This is a genomic window from Hydrogenovibrio sp. 3SP14C1 (assembly GCF_029625905.1).
Taxonomy (GTDB): Bacteria; Pseudomonadota; Gammaproteobacteria; order Thiomicrospirales; family Thiomicrospiraceae; genus Hydrogenovibrio.
Genome location: NZ_JARTLM010000231.1, coordinates 1 through 251, shown reverse-complemented (window position 1 = coordinate 251; position 251 = coordinate 1). Strand labels below are relative to the sequence as shown.

The following is a 251-nucleotide window of genomic DNA, read 5'->3' as shown; positions in this document are numbered from 1 at the left end:
GCCCCAAAGTCTTCCAGCACCGTGGCCCCGAGAAAGGCCACCACGGCCCCCACCATGAAGGTCAATAGGGCCACGATGGGCACGGCATTCAGGCCACTTTGCTGCACATGGGCCACCGTAGCGGTGATGCGCCAGCGGCTGGGCCGTAACACGAGCGGGGCGAAGGCCACCAGTACCAGACCGATGAATCCCAGCAGTTGACGCTGCTGAGACCACAAACCGCTCATCTGCTGGCCGATGGAAGCCAGCGC

General features: G+C 64.1%; 1 protein-coding gene. It reads right to left on the bottom strand.

Annotated elements, in window-relative coordinates; translation table 11 throughout:
• The coding region (locus P8629_RS12365) for an ABC transporter permease (RefSeq protein WP_336618931.1) at positions 1-251 on the bottom strand (251 nt) is incomplete at both ends.